This is a genomic window from Martelella sp. FLE1502 (assembly GCF_053484255.1).
This window is the reverse complement of the sequence record NZ_JBAKFQ010000013.1, coordinates 24,913-45,505: the sequence shown is the minus strand read 5'-3', so window position 1 is coordinate 45,505 and position 20,593 is coordinate 24,913. Positions and strand designations below refer to the sequence as shown.

The following is a 20,593-nucleotide window of genomic DNA, read 5'->3' as shown; positions in this document are numbered from 1 at the left end:
TTGCGAACAGGCGCAATACTTGAGTTAAATAGTCACCATTGTCAATCGAGCGAGACCACCCTCAATCGCGAAGCTCGTAATCGAACCAGGCGAAATCGGCATGGTGCCCGCGACCGCCGGTGTCATAGGCCGCCATGCCGACAAAGGCACCGGTGAAATTATTGCCCTCGCCCACGCCCGCCTCATCGGACAGGATCGTGGCGTCGAGCACCGGCCCGATATCGCGCCACGCGCCCTCGCCGCTGCGCCAGGAAAACCGCAGCGCCGCCTTGTCGACCGTGACCCGGAGTTCCAGCGGACCATCCGGCACCGGCTCGGGATCGCAGCCGAAGACCGTCTTACCAAACGGGAAATCGCCGAGCGCCGACATGATCCGCAAGGCCCTGGTGCCGTCATCCTCACGGCAGAGGGCAAGGAAATGGTGCTGGGCCATGTTGTACCAGCACATCAGCCCGGCAAAGGTCTGGAAATCGATCGGATCGAACTCGATCGCGGTGGTCGCCGTAAAGCGATGCTCCGTCTGGCGGCGGGCGAGCATGGCATTTTCGAACACATTGCCCGGCGACATCCGCCCGAAAATGCGCAGGTGACCCGGACGGGCGTCGAGCGAGAACATCCGCTCCGGCTCCGGGCTGCGCAGCCACTGGAAGTCGATTGGCAAAGAACCGGGCGCGAACCGGGTGCGCACCGGCGGCGCCTCGAACGGTGCGGGCTCAAGCCCTTTCGGGGCGGGCGTGATCAGGCTGGTCGGCGCGTGACCGCCCTCGGCGAGGTAGAGCCAGCCATCATCGCGCCATTCCATTTTCTGAATGCCGGTCTCGCGGCCCATCTGCGAGCGGCGACGCTCGTTTTCCTCTCCCGGAAGGCCCCGGCGAAAAGCGGCCTTGCCCTCGTCCCATGCCACATCGACCGGGCGCGAGCAGAGATGCACCATATAGGTCTCGCCCGCTTGCGTCTCGACGATATCGGCATGACCACAGCGCTGCAACGGCACGTCCGGCGCATCGAACGTGGTCAACACATGGGTATCCGGATGCATCTCGTAGGGGCCGAGAAGATCGCGCGAGCGGGCAAGCGTCACCGCATGCTCATAACCGGTGCCACCCTCGGCCGTCATCAGATAGTACCAGCCATTACGGTAGTAGAGATGCGGGGCCTCGGTCAGCTTGCGTTCGGAACCCCGGAAGATGTTGTGGATCGGGCCGACGAGTTTCTGCGCCTCGACATCATATTCCTGCAGCACGATCCCGGCGAACTGGTCGCCATGGCCTTTCTGGCGGTGATCCCAGAGCATGTTCAGCAGATATTTCCGCCCGTCCGGCGCGTGAAACAGCGAGGCATCGAAACCGCTGGCATTGAGATAGATCCGGTCTGACCACGGCCCTTCCACCGAGGGCGCGGTGGCGAGGTAATTCGGCGCATCCTTGAAGCTGCCGGAAATGCGTTTCACATCGGTGTAGACCAGCCAGAACAGCCCGTCGGCATGCGTCAGGCATGGGGCCCAGATGCCACCGCTGTCGCAATTGCCGCGCATGTCCAGCAGGCCGGCGCGGTTCAGCGGCCGCGCCGCCAGCCGCCAGTTGGCAAGATCGCGGGAATGATGGATCTGCACGCCGGGATACCATTCGAAGGTCGAGGTCGCGATATAGTAATCATCGCCGACGCGGCAGATCGAAGGATCGGGATTGAACCCCGGCAATATGGGGTTTCTGATACCGTTATCCGTCATGATGTCCTCCCGACAGTTGCCTTAGCCGCTGACCGCAAAGAGGCCAGCCAAAACGCTCCCGTCCTGCTTAAATCGTTTCGCAGAGAATTGGTATCGCCGTGTGGCCTAAATCCGCCCTTATGCCGCACGAACAACGGGTTGACGGCGGCGACCGTTCGCGACAAACCTCGCTGCCACGGGAAATGACGGAGATGACGATGCACGCATGGGAAAAACAAGGGATGGAGAACGTCTTTCCGGGCTTTTCCGATTTCGCCTCGCTGGATGAGATCGGCCCGATCGTGCTCTCCCACGGCGACGGCATTTACGTGGTCGATGTCGATGGCAGACGCTATCTCGATGCCAATTCCGGGCTCTGGAACAATGTCGCCGGCTTCAACCATCAGGGCCTGATTGACGCGCTTTGCGCGCAGGCGCAGCGCTTCCCCGGATACCATTCCTTTTTCGGCCGCGTCGCCGATGTCACGGTGGAACTGTCGAAGCGACTGATTGGCCTGTCGCCGTTCGATGACGGCAAGGTCTACTACACCAATTCCGGCTCCGAGGCGAACGACACCATGGTCAAGATGCTGTGGATGATCAATCGCGCCAGGGGCGAGCCGGAGCGGCGCAAGATCATCACCCGCCACAACGCCTATCACGGCGTCACCATCGCCACCGCTTCGATGACGGGCAAGCCCTATAATGCCGAATTCGGCCTGCCGCTGCCGGGCTTTCTCCATGCCGATTGCCCGCATTTCTGGCGCTACGGCCTGCCGGATGAAAGCGAGGAGGCCTTCACCCAGCGCATGGCGCGCAACCTCGAAGACCTGATCGAGCGCGAGGGGCCGGAAACCATCGCCGGCATGTTTGCCGAGCCGGTGCAGGGCGCCGGCGGCGTGATCCCGCCCTCGAAAGGCTATTTTCAGGCGATCCGCCCGATCCTGAGGAAATACGGCATTCCGCTGATCGCCGACGAGGTGATCTGCGGCTTTGGCCGGCTTGGCGAAATGTGGGGCAGCGATCACTACGGTATCGAACCGGACGCGATCATCGCTTCGAAATGCCTGACGGCCGGTTATTATCCGATGGGCGCGGTCATTCTCGGCGAAGCGCTGTCAGCCGCGCTGATGGAAGCGTCCGACCGATTCGGTGAGTTCCCCCATGGCTTCACCGCTGCCGGCAGCCCGCTCGGCAGCGCGGTCGCCCTGAAGGCGCTGGATGTGATCGAGAATGAGGGGCTGATCGACAATGTGCGCGCGCTGACGCCCTATTTTCAGGAACGGCTTGGCCGGTTCGCGGACCATCCACATGCCGGCGAGGTGCGTAGTGTCGGCTTCATGGGCGCGATAGAGATTGTCGCCGACAAGGCCACAAAAGCCGCTTTTGACAGCAAGGTCGGCATCTCCGAGAAGATCGCCAACAAGGCGCTTCAAAACGGGCTGATCTGCCGTCCGCTTGGTGCGTCCGTTGTTCTCGCACCACCTTTCATCATCACGCGGGCCGAGATGGATGCGATGTTCGACACCCTGGAAAAGACCATCGAAGAGGTGTTCGCAGAGATCAGCTAAGCGCCGCTCAGGCCGCGGACTGTTCGGTCTTGCGGTCTTCCTCGATGTTGAGCAGCTTGAAGATATCGGTGCGGCGGCGCACGAGATCGGCGATCGTGTATTTCGCCAGAACCGCGAAGAAGGCGTTGAGCGCCTCGCGCAGCGCGGAATTGAAGCCGCAGCTATCGACCAGCGGGCAATCCGTCTCGGCGCCGACTTCGAAACATTCCGCCATCGCGAAATTTTCTTCCGTCACCCGCACCACGTCGAAGAGCGTGATATCGGCGGCAGGCCGGCCGAGACGCACGCCGCCATTGCGGCCGCGCACGGTTTCCATGATGCCGGCCTTGTGCAGCGGCTGGATGATCTTGAACAGGAACAGCTCGGAAACGCCGTAGGCCTTGGCAATCTCCGGCACGCGGCTCAGCTTGCCGTCATTGGCGGCGCAATACATCAGCATCCGAACCGCGTAATTTGTCTGCTTTGTCAGGCGCATGCCGTGCTCCTCTTTAGAATCTTTCCACGTTATAGCGCCTTTGCCTCTTTTGAACAATTCCAAAAGAAGAAATTTTCACTCAAGTCTTCCAGGGCATGGTTGACAGGGACCCGCTATTACCTGATTACGATACTCAAGATAAGAGATCACAGGGAGAAGGCAATGACAAGACTTTCCGCGATCACCCGCATTCTGGCGACGGCAGGGGCTGTGGCGTTCGCCGCGCCGGCATTTTCCGCCGAGGAGGTCAACATCTATTCCTATCGCCAGCCGGAACTGATCGCGCCGCTCCTGGAGCGGTTCGAGGAGGAAACCGGAATCCAGACGAACGTCCTCTTCCTCGACAAGGGTCTTGTCGAACGCATCCAGGCCGAAGGGGTCAACAGCCCTGTCGACGTCATTCTGACGGTCGATATCGGGCGTCTGACGGAAGCCAAGGAAGGCGGCGTCACCCAGCCGGTCGAAAGCGAACTGATCAATGCCGATATTCCCGCGCAATACCGCGACGAAGACGGCGAGTGGTTCGCGCTGACCAAGCGCGGGCGCGTGGTCTATGCCTCGAAGGATCGCGTCGGCGACATTCCGATCACCTATGAGGAACTGGCCGATCCGAAATGGAAGGGCGCGATCTGCATCCGCGACGGCCAACACCCCTACAATATCGCGCTGATCGCCTCAATGATCGCGCATCACGGCGCCGAATATACCGAGGAATGGCTGCGCGGCTTCAAGGCCAATCTGGCGCGCAAGCCGAACGGCAATGACCGCGGCCAGGCCAAGGCCATCATGTCGGGAGAATGCGATATCGCGCTCGGCAATACCTATTATGTCGGCCTGATGATGACCAACGACAAGGAGCCGGAGCAGAAGGACTGGGCGGCGGCGATCACCGTTCTGTTCCCCAATGCCGATGACCGCGGCACACATGTCAACATTTCCGGCATGGCCATGGCCAAGAATGCGCCCCATCCGGAAAACGCGCTGAAGCTGATGGAATTCCTCGCCTCGCCCGAGGCCCAGGAAATCTATGCCGAGCAGGTCTTTGAATATCCTGTCCTGCCCGGCGCCGAGGCCTCCGAGATCGTGCAATCCTTCGGCGAGATCAATCCCGATACGCTGCCGCTTTCCGAGGTGGCCGCCCACCGCAAGGAAGCTTCCGAACTGGTCGACAAGGTAAGGTTCAACGACGGGCCCTGATTGTCAGGAACGCCTCACGAATGACGACGGCGGCATCGTGCCGCCGTTTTTATTGTGTCATGATGATGGCGATCAGCGGAAACGAAGGGTCAGGCCGCTATGCATCTTAATCCAGGATGCCGTTTGCAGTCCCGAGAATCGAGATCGACGGAACGATCTGCGAAATCACGCGGTTCCAGTTGGTAATCGGCTGGCTGGCGACGAAGACGATATCGTTCGGCCGCAACTGCAATTCGGTCGCCAGTAGCAGGTTGGCGGTGTTTTGCGCATCCAGCGACCAGGCCGTAATCTCCAGCGGACCAGAACTTTGCAGGCGGTTTTTCCGCAGCAGGTATATCCGGCGGGGATTGCCCGTCACAGGGGAAATGCCGCCCTGTTCGAACATGGCGTCGGCCAGGCTCGCATAGCGATCGAAGGGCAGCGGCCAACGGCCCTGATTCTTCACTTCGCCAAAGACATAGACATAGTCGCGATCAATCGCGTCCATGCTTACCCGCGTCTCAAAGATGTCGCGCTGTTCTTCCAGCACGTCCCGCTGGAATTTCGCGAGTTCGAGTTCCTGCCGGAGATAGCCCTCGGCAAGCTCAACGGAATACTCGCTGTCAACGAAAACGCGGTCGCCATTCTGCAACAGCACTTTCGGGATGTCGTTCTTGGCGAACAGTTTGTTGGCCGCGATCTGGTAGACCTCACCATCGCGATAGAGCCGCACCGTGGCATAGCTCGGATCGGCCGTCTGGATGCCCCCTGCGGTCGTGATCGCCTCGTCGAGATAAAGCGGGGTAAGCGTGATCGGCTCAAGCTGAGGGTTGCCGACAGCGCCGCCCACGGAGACGCGCTGCGAGTTGAATTCCGTGATCTCGAGGTTGAAGGTCGGATCAATCTGGCTCGCGACAAGCTTCTGGAACAGGGCGGACTGCGCCTCCTGGAGCGTCATACCCGCGATATTGACGCGACCGACGGTGGGAATTGCAATCGCGCCGTCGTCCTGAACGGTGTAGCCCTGCCTTGCGTTCTGGGCCGCGAGCAGGCCGTTGATCTCGTTCAATGCGGAGTCAGCGTCCGGCGTCGCCAGAAGCACGACATCGCCGACCCCGATACGGTAGGACTTAGGTTGTTGCAGCGGTGGCAGCCTGGTGGCGACGGGGCCGGGTTTCACTTGAGGTTTGTAAGCGGAAATCTGCGGCACGGCCGAGCCCTGGAGCGTCGCCGTCTGATCAAATACCGGAGGCAGGGAACGGGGTGTGTAAGGCGTGAGAGAATTTGCAAGCAGCACATTCTCGCTTGTGACCGGCACCACCTTCACCGACGAGCTCTGGCCCACGACCGGGCGCACTTCCGACACGTTGTAGATGGCGCTGCAGCCGGAAAGCAGCACTGTCAGACAAATTGTTGTTACGGCACGCACTTAGAAATTCTCCGAATTGCCTTTTGTTTGCCCTGGCATTCGAGCCTTCTGCACACATGCACCGGAACGCATTACTCGCTTTCAGATACGCGCGAACAGTTGAAAATGAATTAAAAGCAGTTCTACCTCAAGAAGCATGTAAAAAAATTAAAAGCCAAACCGCCCCAAAACCAATTGCAACAGTCACCGACTAAACACTCCGATCAAGCCGGTCGGGGTGACTTTAATACGCAAAACGTAAAGTGAGTCCATAGCGGGCCTCATCCTGAGCGAGCATTGTTCCGACTCCGTGCAGACCTGTTGCATTTGTAACATAGGCATCCGCGCTGAAGGGTGTGTTTGGAAGGGCGTAACGCGCGCCGCCCGCCCACACCGGATCGCCACCGTCCAGAACCGCCGTAACTTCACCGATCAGCGCCAGATCACGCAGCGGACGCACGGTCACGCCGCCGCCAATGGCCTTCAGGCGTTCGTTGCCATAGGCCGCGAATTTCGGCTCGACAGCCACGGAGACGGTATCCGAAAGGTCAAGGCTCGCCGGCAGCGAGGCGTAAAGTATACCGGTCGTCGGCTTGTTGAAGTCGCGCCCGGCAAGAACCTGCCCCGCGAGCGAAAACAGGTCGCCGTAGTTCTGGTCCATCAGCCGCAATTTGCCGCCGACCATATAGGCCCATTCATCCCCCCAAGGGCTGACCGCGTCACCAGCCATGCCGCCGCCCGGATACTGCGAGAAGATCGCGTCAAGCTGCAAATCCTGGTCCGGACTGTAGCCGAGATGGACATCCATGAAATCCCGGCTGCCGATCCCGGCCTCCGCCAGAATCCGATGCGGGGTGAGCGTATTGGCGCTGGTCAGCGTCAATCCGTCGAACTGGCGCGCCTGTTCGAGTGGCGTGACCGGGCTCAGCATGTCCGCCCGATAGCTGTCGAAATAGACGTCGCGCGTCGCGACCCCGACCCAGGGCGTGTAGCTCAGCCGGATGCCGTAGGCGATCTCGTCATTGCCGGGAAATGCCAGAACACTGGTCGCGGGCGTCTGCCCCCAGCCATTGGTCGCGAAGATATCGACGGCCGCCTTGGGAGTCACCGCAAGCTTGACGCCTGCCAACCACACCGGCGTCACCTCGAACCCGCCGGAACTCGAAAGAGCATTGCCATCCGTGCCGTAGGGCAGCATGACGGTGGCATAGGACTGAAGGCCGGTGATCGGCTGCCAGGTGAGCCCCGCGCCGACATACGGGATCGTGCCGTAATAGGGCACGCCGTTGACGGTCTCCGGCAGAAACGAGACGCCGGGGGTCAGGTGAAACCTGAGACTGTCCGTAACCGTCACACTCATCGGCAATTGCAGGCTGCCCGCCATCTCCCAATTGCCGGAAGCTTCATTGGCATAGAGATCGCCGGACAGATACAGCGCTTCAAGCGACCCGGAAGCGGCGATCGAAAGACCATAACTTTCGACCAGACCCAGCTTCAAACCGCCGCCGCCGGCAAGGAAGGTCAGGTTGTCGGCACATGCCGGCGTTCCGCAGAGCGGCGGATCGTCGAACACCTGACCGAAGGCGCCCAGCTGAAGCCAGTCGGCAACGGCCCAGTCGCCACGCAGCGTATAAACCTCCGTCCCCGTCCCCGCGCCCTCGGTCGTCTGGTCGAAGCCGACCTGCAGATACACGGCGCCGCGCGGCAGAAGATAGCCGGTCTCGAAGCTCGAATAGTTGGAAGCCATCATCTCGATCGGGGTCTGATCGAGGAACAGGGCGCCCGGCCCTTCCAGCAGCTGCGCTGACGCAGATCCAGCGCCGGCGCACAGGCCTGCGGCGGCCGAGAGGCAAAGTCCCGTGATATAAGCGGTCAGGTTGGTCATACTATCTGTCAACCGCCAGGTCCCGGCCGAAAATGTCTCTGAAATCGCCGAAACCATAGATCATCGCCATGCTGTTCACAAGCGCCCGAAAAGTCTTCTTTCATTGCCAAGAACATCTGAACGCCGCAATACCGACGGCAGAACGACTTGTTTATAACGGTCACAATGGGCTGTTAACCTTAACTTATGGTTGACGCGCGGCCATATGCCCAGCCACCGAAGGTCTGTAACGCAGAAAATACGACAAGATGGAGAAATGGTACGGTTGGGTGGAGTTGAACCACCGACCTCAGGTGCCACAAACCTGCGCTCTAACCAACTGAGCTACAACCGCACAAGGTGACGCTTGATGAGCGACGCTTGATGAGCGACGCGTGATGCATCGCGGCCCGTTTAAAATGCCTGAACCGAATTTGCAAGCCCCAACATCTCTTCCCGAGAAGATTTGAGAAGCCGAGCTTCCGCACATTAACCGTGGAGCGCGAAAAACCGGACCGCATTCTGGACCGTATTGGCATTTATCATTAAAAAAGCATTAAAAGGCCAAGCGCCAGGCCGACAACGCGAACCGGACAGCCGTTCATGAGCAACCCGCCCTTCATCGCCTTTGCATCGCACCCTGCCCTGCGCCAGCGATTCCTGGAGGCGCGGCCCATGCTGGTGCTCGACGCACCCGACGGCGCGATCGTCTGGGCCAATGATGCCGGCGCCAGGCTTTTCGGCTATTCCGGGGTCGATGCGGCGATCGGGAGGGGCCCGAGCGATCCGATTCTCCGCCGTCAGTTCGCCGCCGTCGCCGGCAGGCTTTCCGAGCCGGGCGATAGCGAGAGCCTTACGATACACCTGACTCAGCGATTCCGGCGGGTCACGAGGAAGGCGACGGCGAGCCTGTTCGTTCTTGCCGGCCATCGGTACTTTCTGCTGGAATGCGAATCCGACGCGCGGGATGACGCAAGCCTCGTGCACGGATCGCAACACCTGGCGCTCGTGGATGGCGACGGCCAGATCACGCTCCGTTCCGACGATTTCGCGGTCACAGCCATTGGCGAGGCCGATATTGCCGACATGGTCGACAGCCTTTCGCGCCGGGCCGAAAGCTATATCGAACGGCTGGTCACCAACGAAGCCGGGATCTGGCCGGTGGCGCTGGGACGGCTTTCCAGCACGCCCGACCTTTTCCTGCTCGCCGTCTCGCCGGACCTCTCGGCGGAGATCAAGCCGCATATGCGTCCCGAACGCAGTGAACCGGCCGCGCCGCAAAGATCCGCCCGCGACGCCATCGCCGCCATTGACGAAAGTCTCGGCGCGCTGATGGAGGCAAGCGCTGAGGAACCCGCCGCCCCGGTGATCAGGAAACAGCCCGAAATCGCAGCGGTCGAGGAAACACGGCCCCCGGAACAGGAAGTCGCGGAAGGACCGCTTCCGCGCCGCTTCGTCTGGCGCACGGATATTTATGGGCGGATCACCGAGGTCTCGAGCGAACTGGTGGAAGCCGTCGGCGAGGAAACCGGCGCGATTTCCGGCCTCACCTTCGGCGAGGTGGAAACGCAGCTTGGCGTCAAGGGCGCCGGCGCGATCGGCGACCTGCTGCAAACGACGGAAACCTGGTCCGGCCGCAGCGTCGAATGGCCGCTCGGCAACACCAATATGCTCGTCCCAGTCGATCTCGCGGCCCTGCCCACCTTTACCCGCGAGCGTCGTTTCGACGGTTTTCGCGGCTTCGGCCTCGTCAGGCTCGGCGAGCAGCGGGAAGCGCCGCGCCCGATACGCGTTCCGGAGGCCAGGCAGACCGAAAGCGCGAAGACGCTGACGGATGACGAGCGCCATGCGCTGGACGAGATCGCAAGCCAGTTGCGCTCCGCGGTCCCTGCCGAAGACTTGCGCCGTGAGGCCGCCGCCGAAGACATGCAGCAGGAAACGCCGGAACCTCAGCCCCGCGGCCCGGTGATCCGTCGCACCACCGCGCCTGCCGAAAAACCCGAAACCACAGCGGACACCTCCGAATTCGATCGCAGTGAGAATCCGATCGTGATCCAGGCGGGAGAGCGCATTCTTCATGTCAATCCCGCCTTTCTGGCGGTCTCCGGCTATGGCTCGCTCGAGGCGGTGATCGCCGCCGGCGGCACCGATGCCTTTGTCGAACGCGGCGGCGACGACCGGCTGTTCCTGCGCACCGCCAATGGCGACAGGCTTCCGGTATCCTTCCACATGCAGGCGATCGCTTGGAACGATGGCCGTGCGCTGGCCCTGACATTGCGACCGGCACAGGATTCCGACGCGCTCGCAACGCCTCTGGTCGGCGCCGCGCCGAAGCCAGCGGAAGCGCCCGCCCCCAGCGCGGACAAGGACGCCGAGGTTGCGGAACTCTCCTCGATTCTCGACACCGCCACCGACGGCATATTGATTCTGGACGGGGAGCGGCGACTGCGTTCGCTCTCCGCCTCCGCGGCCGCGCTGTTTGCCACCGACACAGGCGAGGTCGCGGGCAAGCCCGTCGATATCCTGTTCGCCGAGGAAAGCCATGGCGACCTCCGCAGACACCTCGACCGCCTCGGCCAGCGGCCGGCCGGTGAGATCGCCACAGAGGGGCTGGAAGTGATCGGCCGGGAATCCGGCGGCGGGCTGATCCCGCTCTATGTGACGCTCGGCCCGCTGCCGCAATCGGACGGCATCTGCATGGCGCTGCGCGACATCACCGCGCTGAAGCGCCGCGAGGACGATTTGCGCGCCGCCCGGCGCGAAGCGCGGCAGGCCGAGGACGACCGCGATGCCTTCATCTCGGCGCTGCGCTATGAAGTGCGCCAGCCGATCGACGCGATCGTTTCGCTTTCCGAAACGCTCGACCATCAGCCGTTTGGCGCGATGGGCGATCAGCGCTATCACCGCATTGCCCGCGAAATCGCGCTCAAGGGGCGTCACGCGCGCGGCGTGATCGGCAGGCTGCTGGGCGAGCCGGAGCCGGAACCCGAGATCGCTCCGCCCCCCGCCGAACCTGAAACCAAGCCCCGGAAGGATGACGCTGCTCGCATAAACGATGCCATCGCCGAGGCCGTCAGCATGGTCCAGCCGCGCGCCAATGGACGGCGGATCATCATCCGCGCGGCGCTCTCGCCGAGCGTCGGCAGCGCGCCGGGTTCGGAGGAAACGCTGAGGCAGATCGCCCATGAACTGCTGATGGGCGCGGTCCATTTCACCCCGGCGGGCGGTCAGGTCGTGGTGTCGACGGCGCTGACGGCGGACGGGGCCACGGTGCTGCGGTTCCGCGACAATGGCATTGCGCCCTCGCGCCGGCGCGTCGGCAATGGCGGCGCGCGGTCCGAACAGGGCGGCGCGGAAAACACCCATCTGGAAAAGGCCCGCAGGCTTGCCGAAAGTCTCGGCGCGCGCCTTGAGGTGCAGGCGGTTCCCAATGAAGGCATGCTGGTCGAGGTGTTCCTGCCCGAGCGGCAGACAAGGCCGCTGCATTATTGAGCGCGCGGCGCGTATTGCCCGGCGCGGTCTGAAACCGTAAGAACGGGCATCCACAACCGGCTTTCCGGAAGGCCGCACAATGTCCGCATCAGAGATCAGCAACACCACGCGCCTGTTCCGAAGGGTTGCGCCTGCGCCGCTCACGCTCGCGGCGGGCGCGATTGCGGGGCTGATGCTGCTGCCGCTCGCCGCAATCGTCTGGCTCGCCTTCACCTCCGATTTTTCGGCGATTTCCCACCTGGCGACGACGGTGCTGCCGGGTGCCGCACGGCGAACCTTCTGGCTGCTGTTGTTCAACGGCCTGATCACCGGCGCGGTCGGAGTGATGACGGCATGGCTAGTGGTGTCGTTCGACTTCCCCTTCCGCCGCCTGCTCTCGTCTCTCCTTGTGCTGCCGCTCGCCATGCCGATCTATCTCGCCGCCTATGCCTTCGGCGAATTCCTGGATTTCACCGGGCCGGTGCAGACGCTTTACCGCTCGATCTTCGGCTTCCAGAGCGCGCGCGATTACTATTTCCCCGATATCCGCTCGCTGGGCGGCGCGGTGCTGGTGATGTCGGCCGTACTCTACCCTTATGTCTATCTGACCGCGCGGGCGGTTTTCGCCATGCAGGGGCGCAACGCGGCCGAGGTGGCGCGCACGCTCGGCGCGGGGCGCTGGCGGGTGCTGCGGCGGGTGCAGTTTCCGATGGCGCGGCCGGCCATCATCGTCGGCGTGACGCTGGTGTTGATGGAAAGCCTGAACGATATCGGCGCGGTGCAATATCTCGGCGTCAACACGCTGACCTTCTCGATCTACGAGACCTGGCTGAACCGGGGCGACCTCGGCGGCGCGGCGCAGCTTTCGGCGATCATGCTGATCTTCGTGCTGGGACTGATCCTGCTCGAGCGGCTGGCGCGGCGCAACCAACGCTACGCAGCCTCCCGCGCAAGCGGCGAGGCCGCCCGGCAGCGCCTCACCGGCGGCAAGGCGGCGCTTGCGACCCTTTCCTGCGCCATTCCGGTCGTCATCGGCTTTCTGGTGCCGGCGCTGGTGCTGCTCGATTTCGCACTGAAACGGCTGGACGATTTTGCATCCGCCCGCCTGCTGGAGGCGCTGGTGACCAGCATCACCGTGTCCGGGCTTGCCGCGATCGCCGCCGTCATCTTCGGCCTCACCCTCGCCTACGCCGTCAGGAGCCATGCTTCGCCGAGGACCCGCAGCCTCGCGCGCCTCGCCTCGCTCGGCTACGCCATTCCCGGCACGGTGCTGGCGATCGGCGTGCTGATACCGCTTGCCGGCCTCGACAACTGGACCGACGGGCTGATGCGCTCCGCCTTCGGCATTTCCACAGGACTGGTGCTTTCAGGAAGCGGCTTTGCGATCGTCTATGCATGCACCGCGCGGTTTCTGGCGATGGCCGAGGGCAGCGTCGATTCCGGCTTCCAGAAGCTCTCGCCCAATCTCGACATGGCGGCCCGCACGCTCGGCCGAACGCCGCTGAAGGCGCTGTTTGCCGTGCTGCTGCCCAACATGCGCCCGGCGCTGTGGACCGCGGCACTGCTGGTGTTCATCGAAACGCTGAAGGAGCTTTCGGCCACGATCCTGCTGCGCCCCTTCAATTTCAATACGCTGGCAACCCTCGTCTATGAGGACGCATCGCGCGCCGAGGTCGAAAGCGCCTCGGTGCCCGCCATCATCATCATTCTGGCGGGCTTGATCCCGGTGCTGCTGGTGTCGCGGTCGATGGACCGGCGGGGCTGACCCCGCCGCCCGTTACCCGATCTTCGGCGCCAGCGAGCCATCGGCGTAGCGCTTGGCCATATCCGCCATCGGGATCGCCTTGATCTTGTCGGCGTGGCCGGCCGTGCCAAAGGCCTCGAAGCGTTCGATGCAGAGCTTGGTCATCGCCTCCATGGCGGGCTTGAGATATTTGCGGGGGTCGAACTCCGACGGGTTTTCGGCAAATACCTTGCGGATCGCGCCGGTCATGGCCATGCGGTTGTCGGTGTCGATATTGACCTTGCGCACGCCGTGCTTGATGCCGCGCTGGATCTCTTCCACCGGCACGCCCCAGGTCGGCTTCATCTCGCCGCCATATTTGTTGATGATCTCCTGCAGCTCTTCCGGCACCGAAGATGAGCCGTGCATGACCAGATGGGTATCCGGCAGGCGGCGATGGATTTCCTCGATCACATTCATCGCCAGCACGTCACCATCCGGCTTGCGGGTGAACTTGTAGGCGCCGTGGCTGGTGCCCATGGCAACCGCCAGCGCATCCACCTGGGTTTCCTTGACGAACTGCACGGCCTGATCCGGATCGGTCAGCAACTGGTCGTGCTCAAGCTTGCCCTCGAAACCGTGACCATCCTCCTTCTCGCCCTCGCCGGTTTCCAGCGAGCCCAGAATCCCGATCTCGCCTTCCACCGATGCGCCGGCCCAGTGGGCGAAATCCGACACGCGCCGGGTGATGCCGGCATTATATTCGTAATCCGCCGGGGTCGAACCGTCGGCCTTCAGCGAGCCGTCCATCATCACCGAGGTGAAACCGTATTTGATCGCCGTCATGCAGGTGGCTTCGTTGTTGCCGTGGTCCTGATGCATCACCAGCGGAATGTCGGGGTAGAGCTCCGACAGCCCCTCGATCAGCTTGGCAAGCACCAGGTCGTTGGCGTAGGAGCGCGCGCCGCGGCTCGCCTGGATGATCAGCGGCGACGACGTCTTCTTCGCCGCGGCCATGATCGCGAGACCCTGTTCCATATTGTTGATGTTGAAGGCCGGCACGCCGTAGCCGTATTCGGCCGCGTGGTCGAGCAACTGCCGCAAGGTAATCATGGGCATCGCCAAGTCTCCTGTGATTGCGCGCCGCCTTGGCCGGCGGCTCATCAAATGTTCCTCAGCCGCCCGAGTATGGCAGCTTTGTATTTTGATGATAGGAGTTGCGCCGAAAATAACAATACCATTTTACAAACAACACTTTAATTGTTATTTTAATCGTTATAAAATGTGATATGTATCATAAACAGCGGTGTTAAATCAAAGACGCCACAACATTGGACATGGAGAGGCCGGTGAAAGCCGATGAAAGACGGGCGGCGATGATGGCGCTGCTGATGGAAAAGGGCACGGCGAGCGTCGATGAACTGAGTCTTAGATTCCATGTTTCGAAGATGACGGTGCATCGCGATCTCGACGAACTTGAAGCGTCCGGACAGTTGCGCAAGGTGCGCGGCGGGGCGTCCGTTCAGTCGTCTGCGATGTTTCAGGCCGATTTCCGCTATCGCCAGAAAATGGCGGCCAATGAAAAGGCGCGGATCGCCGCCAGCGCCGCGGCGCTGGTGGAGCCCGGCATGACGCTGATGATCGATGATTCGTCGACCGCGGCGAACCTGACCGAGCACCTCACCCACCGCCTGCCGCTGACTGTGATTTCCAACAATCTGAGTGTTATATCGCAACTGGCGGGCATTGCCGGGATCGAACTGATGGCGCTTGGCGGCCAGTACAGCCGAAAGTTCAACGGCTTTTTCGGCCTGCTGACGGAAGACGCGCTGAGGGGGCTGCGCGCCGATATCGGCTTTATCTCCGCCTCGGCGATCTATGAGGGCGCGGCCTTCCACCAGGATCCGGAAGTGGTGCAGACCAAGCGGCTGATCGTGAAGGGCGCCGAACGCCGCGTGCTGCTCGCCGACCACACCAAATTCGGCCGCCCGGGCCTGCATTTCCTGACCGGGCTCGAAACCTTCACCGCCGTGTTCACCGGCTCCGAACTAGCGCCGGAGCAGCGCACCGTCTTGCAGGAAAAAGGCGTCGCGCTGCATTGCGTTGACGCCTGAATCCGGTATTCATCAGATCACGCCAAGAACTTCAGTTGTGAAATGCCGATGGATACGCGCGAAACGATTACGCTCTACGAAGCAATAGGCGGAGCCGATGCCGTGGAAAGGCTGACGCGCCGGTTCTATGAGCTGATGGACACGCTTCCGGAGGCGGTGCGGTGTCGCGCGGTCCATCCCGCCGATCTTTCCGGCTCGGAAGCGAAATTTCGCGACTATCTGACCGGCTATCTCGGCGGCCCGCCAATCTATGTCGAAAAACACGGTCACCCGCGCCTTCGGATGCGTCATATGCCGGCGCCGATCGGGCCGCAGGAGCGCGACGAATGGCTGCTGTGCTTCCGGCGCGCGCTGGAGGAGACAGTGCCCGATGTCCGGCTGCGCGGCGTGATCATGCCGCCGATCGAAAAACTCGCTTATCATATGCAAAACAGGAACTGAGCATGGCAGGCCTTACGCTTTCATCACGCATCTTGCTGTTCTGCGGCGGCCTTACGGGTGCCGCCGGCGTCATGCTCGCCGCCGCCGCCTATCACGGCGACAGCGCGGTGCTGCAATCGGCGGCGCTGGTCTGCCTTGCCAATGGCCCGGCGCTGCTGGCGCTGGCGCTGCTCGCGATGCGCACGGCGGTGGCCACGGCGGCGGGGATCGCGATCGCGCTTGGCACGCTGCTGTTTGCGGGCGATATCGCGGCGCTTTCCTATATGGGGTCCGGGCTGTTCCGCATGGCGGCCCCGGTGGGCGGCACCGCGATCATCGCCGGCTGGCTGCTGGCGGCGCTCGCCGCGCTGCTGCCGGCAAGCCGCGACTGACTACTCCGCCTCGCCGTCGGGTATCCGGCCGAAGCGCAGCAGATTGCCGTGCGGATCTGAGACATAGAACTCCTTCATGCCCCATTCGCGCTTGGTAAAGCCCATCGGGTGAAGGATGTCGCGCATCTCGTATTCGGCATAAAGCGCGTCGATGCCGCCGCCGCGGATGTAGACCGAGGTCCGTTCGCAAAGCGTCTTGTCGTCGGTCAGCCAGAAGTGCAGCTCAAGACCGGGACGGCGGAGGATGAGATAGCTATCGTCCTCATGCACCACTTCCGAGAGCCCGAGCTTTTCGGTGTAGAAGGCCTTGGTCTCGGCAAGATTGACCGAGGGCAGAACGGGCAGGACTTCGATTTCCGCCGGGTCGCTCATCACGCGCCCTTGATCGTGTTGAAGCCTTCGAAGACCGGCGGGCCGAGATATTCAGCCTTGCGCTCGCCGGCATTCTTATGGGCATCGCGAAACTGCTCGGATCTGGTCCAGGCGGTGAAGGCCTCCTCGCTCTCCCACATCGTGTGCGAGGCATAGAGCGTGTAGCCCTCGTCGGCGAAATGCTTGCCCTTCAGCAGATGGAAGGAGATGAAGCCGGCGAGTTCGGCAAGGCGCGAATCGCGCCCCTTCCAGATGGCCTCGAAAGCTTCCTCCGAGCCGGAGGCGACCTTGAAGCGATTCATTGCGATATACATTGTCTTACCTCTATCATTTTGTTGCCCTGGCGGCGGATATCGGCGAGGTGAACCACCTCGGCGGACCCGCGCATCATGCCAGCCCCACGCCGAGCCGCCGGGAAAGGGATGACGGCAGCGCCGGCGCGCATTGCCGCGAAGCATCTGACCGGCATGCCGGCCGCATCGACCCGGTGCAGGCCGATCAGGCGAATGCCATCGATATCACAGATCATCAGTTTCCGCGCTCATTCATGCTGTGAAGCGCGCGTTCCAGCGAGGATTTCGAGCCGTTGCGCAGCGGGATGAACGCCTTGTTGAATTTCTTGCAGCCGGATTTGACCCGCACACAGGCATCATGGCTGATGCAGTCGATCGGGCAGAACACGCAGTCGACGGAGGGCAGCACCCGGTCGATCCGCGACACCGCCTCGCGCAGGCCGCCATCGTGATGGATCAGTTCGGCGCCGAAGCCGTCCGCCACCGCGCGCAAATGGGCGACCTGACAGTCGCGTCCACCGACATAGAGAAAACTCCGGCCGGCAAGTCCATCCGGCGCCTCCGCGACCCGCGTCACCTCACCGGATTTCTGTTCGACTCTGGCCGCTTTTCGCCGGTTTTTCTTCGCCATGACAGCCTCCTCATCAAGGGCGATTCCACTTTGTCGCGGCGAGCTTATAAAACCTGATTAAAAAGATAAAGTTTAAATATGATAATTATAGTCATGTTTTTGTGTTGGTCGCCGTCGGGCATTACAAATCGGCAATCCTCTCCGGCGGCGCTTTCAATGTCGCGGCGGGCGCGCTACAACACATGGCGAAATCGGAGGGACTTCCATGCTCGAGAAAATCGAAAGCCTGCCGGACAATCTGATCGGCTTCACGATCCACAAGGCGCTGAGCGCGAATGATTACCAGAACGTCCTGCTGCCGGCGCTTGAAACCCAGAGCGCGAAGGGTGGCGGACTGCGCCTGCTGCTGGTGACAGCCTCGGATTTCGCCGGCTCGGATGTCGGCACCGCCATGGGCGGTCAGCCCTTCCGCCGCTCCGAACCGCTGGAGTTCAAGAGCATCGCCATCGTCAGCGCCAACAAGGGCTTCACCCAGGCGGTACAGATGTTCGGCCTGCTGTTCCACGCCGACGTGAAGGTCTTCGGTCCCGACAGTCAGGGCGAAGCCATTTCATGGCTTGAGAAATAGTCCCCGTCCCTACCGGCAGTAGCGATAGCCGCTCTTACGCTCGATCACATCGAGATGCATGTGATCCTGATGGGTCGCGTCGCTGCCGGGTGACAGCACCGTCGTGAAATAGAGGCAGGCCGCCGCGCTGACGGTGCGCTGAAAGGCGCCCATGGCGCTGCCGTCCTTCATGCGCGGCAGCATTTCCACCGTCTCGCCGCTCGAAAACGTCAGAGAACGGATATCGACGGCATTGCCCTTGGCATGTTCGGAAATCTTGGCGCCGTCCACATTGTTGCGGCTGCGGCAGACATAGGTTGACGCCTGTTCCACCTCGGTCAGCCGCGCATCCGGGGACAGCGCGATCTTCGCCGTCGGCTCGACATAGGACTTCGCCCAGCTGGCAAGCGCGAGCGCGGTCTTGCAGCGCATCGTGCCCTCGGGGGAAAGCGCGACACCCTCCATCACCGCAGTGACCTTCAGCGGCCGCGCCATGCCGCAGGCCCCTTCCTCGTCGATCGGCTCCAGCACTTCATAGACCGCCCCGAGCGCGGTCAGCGCCGCCGTGCAGCGCAGGAATTCGCCATCGTCTTCCTCCGGCGGTTTCGGATCGGGCGGCGGCGGGTTATCCGCGCGCTCCTCGGGCACAGGCGGATCGTCCGGGAGATCCTCCTCAACGTCCTCGACGGCCTCGCCTTCCGCGGGAGCGGGCTGCGCCGTCACCGTCGTTTCTTCCGTCGCCGGCGTTGGCGAAGCCTCCGCCTCAACGGCGGCATCGCTATCCGGACGCTGTTCCGGCACCGGCGGATTTTCGGGAACGTCGAGCGCCATCAGGCATAATGCCATCGCCGGAATGAGAGCGACGGTCAGGGGTTTCCTGGAAATGGCCACGGGCTGTCCTCGGTTGATGTTGCCATGGGACAACGTGCAGTGGTGATGGACGGTTCCGCTCAAGCGTCCGCCACAAACGAAAACCCGGCGGGACGAGCCGCCGGGTTTCCAGTTACTTCAAGGCTTTAGCTATTCGATCGCCTTGACGATGTCCTCGGTCATCTTCTTGGCATCGCCCAGCAGCATCATCGTGCCGTCCTTGTAGAACAGCTCGTTGTCGATGCCGGCATAACCGGAGCCGAGCGAGCGCTTGACGAACAGGCAGGTCTTGGCCTTGTCGACATCGAGGATCGGCATGCCGTAGATCGGCGAAGCCTTGTCGTCGCGCGCTGCCGGGTTGGTGACGTCGTTGGCGCCGATGACATAGGCGACGTCGGCCTGCGCGAATTCGGAGTTGATATCCTCCAGTTCGAACACCTCGTCATAGGGCACGTTGGCCTCGGCCAAGAGCACGTTCATGTGCCCCGGCATGCGGCCCGCGACCGGGTGAATGGCGTATTTCACCTCGACGCCCTTTTCCTTCAGCTTGTCGGCAAGCTCGCGCAGCGCGTGCTGCGCCTGGGCAACCGCCATGCCGTAACCCGGCACGATGATGACCCGGGAGGCGTTTTCCATCAGGAAGGCCGCATCGTCGGCCGAACCGGTCTTGACCGTGCGGTCGATATCCGAAACGCCGCCGGCAGCGCCGCTCTCGCCGCCGAAGCCGCCGAGAATGACCGAGATGAACGAGCGGTTCATGCCCTTGCACATGATGTAGGACAGGATCGCGCCCGACGAGCCGACCAGCGCGCCGGTGACGATCAGCGCCATATTGCCGAGCGTGAAGCCGATGCCGGCGGCCGCCCAACCCGAATACGAGTTCAGCATCGAGACCACGACCGGCATGTCGGCCCCGCCGATCGGCACGATCAGCAGCACGCCGAGCACCAGCGCCAGAATGACGATAAGCCAGAAGTGGACCGGATTGGCCGTTGCCGACAGCGACACGATGAACAGTACAAGACCGGCCAGAAGCGCGATATTGATGAGATGGCGCGCCGGCAGCAGGATCGGCTTGCCGGACATGCGGCCATCAAGCTTCAGGAAGGCGATGATCGAGCCGGTGAAGGTGATCGCGCCGATCGCGGCGCCAATCGAAAGCTCGATCAGGGCGCGCAGATGAATATCATCCGGCGTGCCTATGCCGAAGCTTTCCGGCGAATAGAGCGCGGCGCCCGCCACCAGCACGGCGGCAAGGCCGACCAGCGAGTGGAAGCCGGCCACAAGCTGCGGCATCGCGGTCATCGGGATCGTGCGGGCGATATAGGCTCCAATACCGCCGCCGATCGCAAGCGCCAGCACGATCAGGATCAGCGCCGGGAAATCCGGCTTGGCGAGCAACAGCGTGGTGACGATCGCGATCCCCATACCGACCATGCCGTAAAGGTTGCCCTTGCGGCTGGTGGAGGGGTGCGACAGGCCGCGCAGCGCCAGAATGAACAGCACGGCGGAGACGAGAAACAGCAAGGCTGCAAGATTGACAGACATCGTCTATGGC

General features: G+C 62.4%; 19 protein-coding genes and 1 tRNA gene. 9 read left to right on the top strand and 11 right to left on the bottom strand.

Features of this window, described 5'->3' with window-relative positions; translation table 11 throughout:
• Positions 1-61: 61 nt before the first annotated feature.
• Positions 62-1,729, bottom strand: coding sequence for a glycoside hydrolase family 43 protein (locus V6767_RS12660; RefSeq protein WP_448473822.1), 1,668 nt, complete (start codon positions 1,727-1,729; stop codon positions 62-64).
• A gap of 119 nt (positions 1,730-1,848) precedes the next feature.
• On the opposite strand from V6767_RS12660, the gene V6767_RS12655 reads away from it, so the two are divergent.
• On the top strand, positions 1,849-3,279 hold the full coding sequence (locus V6767_RS12655) for an aminotransferase (RefSeq protein WP_448473821.1): 1,431 nt from the start codon (positions 1,849-1,851) through the stop codon (positions 3,277-3,279).
• 7 nt (positions 3,280-3,286) lie between these two features.
• Here the strand turns inward: V6767_RS12655 and rirA are convergent, their stop codons facing one another.
• Positions 3,287-3,754: an iron-responsive transcriptional regulator RirA gene (gene rirA / locus V6767_RS12650; RefSeq protein ID WP_448427186.1), complete on the bottom strand. Its 468-nt coding sequence runs from the start codon at positions 3,752-3,754 to the stop codon at positions 3,287-3,289.
• A gap of 162 nt (positions 3,755-3,916) precedes the next feature.
• Between rirA and V6767_RS12645 the strand changes: the two genes are divergently transcribed.
• Positions 3,917-4,951, top strand: a complete 1,035-nt coding sequence (locus V6767_RS12645; RefSeq protein WP_448473820.1) for a Fe(3+) ABC transporter substrate-binding protein — start codon at positions 3,917-3,919, stop codon at positions 4,949-4,951.
• 106 nt (positions 4,952-5,057) lie between these two features.
• Here the strand turns inward: V6767_RS12645 and V6767_RS12640 are convergent, their stop codons facing one another.
• The 3 genes from V6767_RS12640 to V6767_RS12630 form a co-directional block, all read right to left on the bottom strand.
• Positions 5,058-6,329, bottom strand: a complete 1,272-nt coding sequence (locus V6767_RS12640; RefSeq protein ID WP_448473819.1) for a polysaccharide biosynthesis/export family protein — start codon at positions 6,327-6,329, stop codon at positions 5,058-5,060.
• Positions 6,330-6,582: 253 nt separating this feature from the next.
• On the bottom strand, positions 6,583-8,223 hold the full coding sequence (locus tag V6767_RS12635; RefSeq protein ID WP_448473818.1) for a hypothetical protein: 1,641 nt from the start codon (positions 8,221-8,223) through the stop codon (positions 6,583-6,585).
• A gap of 257 nt (positions 8,224-8,480) precedes the next feature.
• Positions 8,481-8,557, bottom strand: a tRNA-His gene (locus tag V6767_RS12630).
• A 248-nt stretch (positions 8,558-8,805) separates the two neighbouring features.
• On the opposite strand from V6767_RS12630, the gene V6767_RS12625 reads away from it, so the two are divergent.
• Together V6767_RS12625 and V6767_RS12620 are read left to right on the top strand one after the other, a co-directional pair.
• Entirely contained in the window at positions 8,806-11,694 is a 2,889-nt protein-coding gene (locus tag V6767_RS12625) for a PAS domain S-box protein (protein ID WP_448473817.1), read from the top strand.
• Between the two features lie 79 nt (positions 11,695-11,773).
• Positions 11,774-13,438 (top strand): ABC transporter permease, encoded by a 1,665-nt coding sequence (locus V6767_RS12620; RefSeq protein ID WP_448473816.1) that lies wholly within the window; start codon positions 11,774-11,776, stop codon positions 13,436-13,438.
• Positions 13,439-13,450: 12 nt separating this feature from the next.
• Here the strand turns inward: V6767_RS12620 and fba are convergent, their stop codons facing one another.
• On the bottom strand, positions 13,451-14,515 hold the full coding sequence (gene fba, locus V6767_RS12615) for a class II fructose-bisphosphate aldolase (RefSeq protein ID WP_448427180.1): 1,065 nt from the start codon (positions 14,513-14,515) through the stop codon (positions 13,451-13,453).
• A gap of 230 nt (positions 14,516-14,745) precedes the next feature.
• On the opposite strand from fba, the gene V6767_RS12610 reads away from it, so the two are divergent.
• From V6767_RS12610 to V6767_RS12600, 3 genes are read left to right on the top strand one after another with little or no spacing between them, the layout of a single operon-like run.
• Positions 14,746-15,510, top strand: a complete 765-nt coding sequence (locus tag V6767_RS12610; RefSeq protein ID WP_448427179.1) for a DeoR/GlpR family DNA-binding transcription regulator — start codon at positions 14,746-14,748, stop codon at positions 15,508-15,510.
• A 48-nt stretch (positions 15,511-15,558) separates the two neighbouring features.
• Positions 15,559-15,951, top strand: coding sequence for a group II truncated hemoglobin (locus V6767_RS12605; protein ID WP_448473815.1), 393 nt, complete (start codon positions 15,559-15,561; stop codon positions 15,949-15,951).
• A 2-nt stretch (positions 15,952-15,953) separates the two neighbouring features.
• On the top strand, positions 15,954-16,322 hold the full coding sequence (locus V6767_RS12600; protein ID WP_448473814.1) for a DUF423 domain-containing protein: 369 nt from the start codon (positions 15,954-15,956) through the stop codon (positions 16,320-16,322).
• Here V6767_RS12600 and V6767_RS12595 read toward each other — a convergent pair whose 3' ends face one another.
• Complete coding sequence (locus V6767_RS12595; protein ID WP_448473813.1) at positions 16,323-16,694, bottom strand: bleomycin resistance protein; 372 nt, start codon at positions 16,692-16,694, stop codon at positions 16,323-16,325.
• Positions 16,694-17,008, bottom strand: coding sequence for an antibiotic biosynthesis monooxygenase family protein (locus tag V6767_RS12590; RefSeq protein ID WP_448473812.1), 315 nt, complete (start codon positions 17,006-17,008; stop codon positions 16,694-16,696). The genes V6767_RS12595 and V6767_RS12590 overlap by 1 nt, the downstream gene beginning before the upstream one ends.
• Here V6767_RS12590 and V6767_RS12585 point away from each other — a divergent pair.
• Positions 17,008-17,250, top strand: a complete 243-nt coding sequence (locus tag V6767_RS12585; RefSeq protein WP_448473811.1) for a hypothetical protein — start codon at positions 17,008-17,010, stop codon at positions 17,248-17,250. The genes V6767_RS12590 and V6767_RS12585 overlap by 1 nt on opposite strands.
• On the opposite strand, the gene V6767_RS12580 is transcribed toward V6767_RS12585, so the two are convergent.
• Positions 17,223-17,618, bottom strand: a complete 396-nt coding sequence (locus V6767_RS12580) for a DUF2325 domain-containing protein (protein ID WP_448473810.1) — start codon at positions 17,616-17,618, stop codon at positions 17,223-17,225. The two genes, V6767_RS12585 and V6767_RS12580, sit on opposite strands and share 28 nt — an antisense overlap.
• Before the next feature lie 205 nt (positions 17,619-17,823).
• Between V6767_RS12580 and V6767_RS12575 the strand changes: the two genes are divergently transcribed.
• Positions 17,824-18,186, top strand: coding sequence for an STAS/SEC14 domain-containing protein (locus tag V6767_RS12575; RefSeq protein WP_448473809.1), 363 nt, complete (start codon positions 17,824-17,826; stop codon positions 18,184-18,186).
• 9 nt (positions 18,187-18,195) lie between these two features.
• Here the strand turns inward: V6767_RS12575 and V6767_RS12570 are convergent, their stop codons facing one another.
• Positions 18,196-19,056 (bottom strand): extensin-like domain-containing protein, encoded by an 861-nt coding sequence (locus tag V6767_RS12570; protein ID WP_448473808.1) that lies wholly within the window; start codon positions 19,054-19,056, stop codon positions 18,196-18,198.
• Between the two features lie 129 nt (positions 19,057-19,185).
• Positions 19,186-20,583: an NAD(P)(+) transhydrogenase (Re/Si-specific) subunit beta gene (locus V6767_RS12565; RefSeq protein WP_448473807.1), complete on the bottom strand. Its 1,398-nt coding sequence runs from the start codon at positions 20,581-20,583 to the stop codon at positions 19,186-19,188.
• Positions 20,584-20,593: the final 10 nt, after the last annotated feature.